The 2102-nt window shown below is 59.4% G+C and carries 3 protein-coding genes; 1 reads left to right on the plus strand and 2 read right to left on the minus strand.

Going from position 1 to position 2102, the window contains the following annotated elements:
• Positions 1–212 (minus strand): helix-turn-helix domain-containing protein (locus BOO71_RS27090; RefSeq protein WP_175607336.1); only part of this gene is annotated, 212 nt, incomplete at its 3' end.
• Between the two features lie 386 nt (positions 213–598).
• Between BOO71_RS27090 and ahbA the strand changes: the two genes are divergently transcribed.
• On the plus strand, positions 599–1654 hold the full coding sequence (ahbA, locus tag BOO71_RS16345) for a siroheme decarboxylase subunit alpha (protein ID WP_075834109.1): 1056 nt from the start codon (positions 599–601) through the stop codon (positions 1652–1654).
• Between the two features lie 129 nt (positions 1655–1783).
• Here ahbA and BOO71_RS16350 read toward each other — a convergent pair whose 3' ends face one another.
• Entirely contained in the window at positions 1784–2053 is a 270-nt protein-coding gene (locus BOO71_RS16350) for a transposase family protein (protein ID WP_075834111.1), read from the minus strand.
• Between the last annotated feature and the right edge of the window lie 49 nt (positions 2054–2102).

Consider the following 2102-nt stretch of genomic DNA (forward strand, 5'->3'; position numbering starts at 1 on the left):
AATTTCCCGCTTTGTATCAGGGCATCTTCAACACGCACCACGGTTCGCTGAACCGTGGCCTCATGGACACCCCAGTCCTGGCCGATGTGAAACAACGTGCGGTACTCGCGCCAGAACTCCAGCGTCATCAGGAGTTGCGCTCCCAAAGAGAGTGCAGGTGGCCGTCCAGATTTGACTTTGTTGGCATGGCGTTCTTGCAACACGGTCTCCATCTCTAGAAATGTTTCAGGGTACACACCAGTGCGACGGCGAAAACTCGTGCGATTCAGCTTCAGGGCCTGATGATATTTTAGCGTGCCAACCATCCCCTACCTTAGCGCACGACTTTCGCAAGAGGTCTCTTGATCCCGCTCCTGCGTTGACGTGCTGAGAATGTTGCTGAGTTCAATAACGAGCGCTCCAGGCTTCAGGATTCTCCGAGATGCCCAGTCCTCCAGCAACCTGTCAGCAGCAGGAAATTTGAGCTGGATCGCCCAGGCAAACGCCAGAGCCTGCTCGGCAACTCCACTCCGCGTCATTTCTCCTCCCCAAGTGCATGACCACGCCTGACCGCTCGTTCGGGGACGTTTCGCCGCCCTGCACGGCCTATTCTACGCGGATGACCGCCACCACGCCCGCCCCGGAAACCACGCTCCCCACGGCGCGTGAGCAGCTTCTCAACCGCATTCAGAAAAACATTCCCATCGTCCAGCGCCCGTATCAGGTGATCGCCGAGGAAGTGGGGATGAGCGAGGCCGAGGCGCTGGAGATTCTGCGCGAGGTCAAGGCGGAGGGCGTGCTGCGGCAGGTCAGCGCCATCTTCGACACGCGCACGCTGGGCTACCAGAGCAGTCTGGTGGCGGCGGTTCACGATGTAGATCAACTGGACGCGGGCGCAGAGATCGTGAACGGCCACCCCGGCGTCAGCCACAACTATCGGCGCAACCACGATTTCAACCTGTGGTACACGATTGCCGTGCCGCCCGAGAGCGATCTGGAAGCGCATGTCCAGAAGCTGCACGAGCTGAGCGGCGCACGCCTGACCCGGCTGATGCCCACGCTGCACCTGTTCAAGATCGGCGTGGAATTCGACATGACCGGCAAGGAGGACTGGAACGCCAAATCCAAGCCGCAGTACACCAGTGAGCAGCGCAACATCGGCTACGAGGTCACGGATTTAGACCGCGCCTTCGTGACCGAATTTCAGAAAGACCTGCCCGTGACCGAGGAACCCTACGCCGACGCCTGCGCCGCGCTGGGCCTGAGCATTGCCGAGGTGGCTGCGCACGCCGAGAAGATGAAGGCCGCCGGGGCACTGCGCCGCGTGTCCGCCGTGTTCCGTCACCAGAAGGCGGGCTTTACCTTCAACGCGATGGGCGTGTGGGCGGTGCCTCAGGAGGACGTGTCAGAAGTGGGCCGCCAGATGGCCGAATTCAAGGCCGTGTCCCACTGCTACCTGCGCCCCACCTACCCGGAATGGCCCTATACCATCTTCACGATGGTTCACGGACGCAGCAAGGAAGAAGCGTTCGGCAAGATCGCAGCCATCGAGGAGGAGGTCGCCAGCGGCGTGGATTACGACATCCTGTATTCGACGAAGGAATACAAGAAAATCCGGCTGGAATTTTACAAGCCGGAATTTTACGAGTGGGAGAAGGCGAATCTGGGGAGCTGAGGCAGCAGTCCCCCGCTGATGGAGGCAACCGCATTGACGATTGCCTCCACTTTTGATGGCGCTGCGCCTCATGCCGCCCCCTGCCAGGGCGGTAGCAGTCCGAGAAAAACATTAGACCTCTTGCGAAAGTCAGGCACATTTTGCGGTGTGGTTGCAGATGGCTGCGATGAGGTTAACCCGGAGGCTGAACCGTTTTCGCCGATGGCGATACGTTTCCTTCAACACCCGGAAAATTTTGAGCCGACGAATGACATGCTCAATCGCAATCCTAAAGCGTGCCAGTCGAAGATTCTCTGCTTCCTGTGTGTGATCGAGCTTGCGTTTCTTACTCGCCTTGTGCGGCGTGCGGCACAGCGGGTGTTGGTGTTGAACACCCTGGTAGCCCGCATCGGCAGCCAATTCAGTTTCAGGGTGAATGGCGGTCTGGGATGCTCGAAAGAGGCGAAGG

The organism is Deinococcus marmoris, from assembly GCF_001949125.1.
Classification (GTDB): domain Bacteria; phylum Deinococcota; class Deinococci; order Deinococcales; family Deinococcaceae; genus Deinococcus; species Deinococcus marmoris_A.